Below are 628 nucleotides of genomic sequence, written 5' to 3'. Positions count from 1 at the left end.
CGGAGCGGCCGCGCGCGGCGTCGTCGCACGCGGGAGGGAAGCCGGCGCGGAGGTGAAGAGCGACATGTCAGTGCACCTTGAAGTGATCGAAGGGCTCGAGGCAGGCGCGGCACTCGAACAGCGCCTTGCACGAGGTCGAGCCGAAGTGGGAGACCTCGCGGGTGTCGAGGGACCCGCAGCGGGGGCAGCGGACGCTCAGCGAGAGGCGGATGGGGCCGGTCGAGACGGCAGCCCGGCCGGAGGGCGGCGCGATGCCGTAGGCCGCGAGCTTGGTCTTGCCTGCCTCCGTCATCCAGTCCGTGGTCCAGGCGGGGGAGAGGACAAGGCGCACCTCGACCTCGTCGAAGCCGGCGGCGGTGAGGGCGAGAATCACGTCGTCGCGGATCGTGTCCATCGCGGGACAACCGCTGTAGGTCGGGGTGATGTCGACGTGGACGCTGGTGCCGTCGACCTCGACCGCACGGAGAACGCCGAGGTCCTCGATCGTGAGGACGGGCACCTCGGGGTCGGGGACGGAGGCGGCGATCCGCCAGGCGGCCTGCGTCGGGGTGAGAGTCACCATGTCGCCCCCGGATGCCGTCGGGCGAGCACCTGCATCTCGGCCAGGATGTGCCCGAGCGGCGTCGCG

1 protein-coding gene is annotated in these 628 nt (G+C 71.7%); it reads right to left on the bottom strand.

The window, feature by feature from the left end; genetic code table 11:
• Nucleotides 1-67 precede the first annotated feature (67 nt).
• Complete coding sequence (gene paaD, locus KZA10_RS17020; RefSeq protein WP_017828373.1) at nt 68-562, bottom strand: 1,2-phenylacetyl-CoA epoxidase subunit PaaD; 495 nt, start codon at nt 560-562, stop codon at nt 68-70.
• Between the last annotated feature and the right edge of the window lie 66 nt (nt 563-628).

This window comes from Microbacterium sp. BF1 (genome assembly GCF_019279095.1).
GTDB classification, from domain to species: domain Bacteria; phylum Actinomycetota; class Actinomycetes; order Actinomycetales; family Microbacteriaceae; genus Microbacterium; species Microbacterium maritypicum.
Note: the sequence above shows the minus strand (reverse complement) of the source record. Positions and strands in the feature narration are given on the sequence as shown.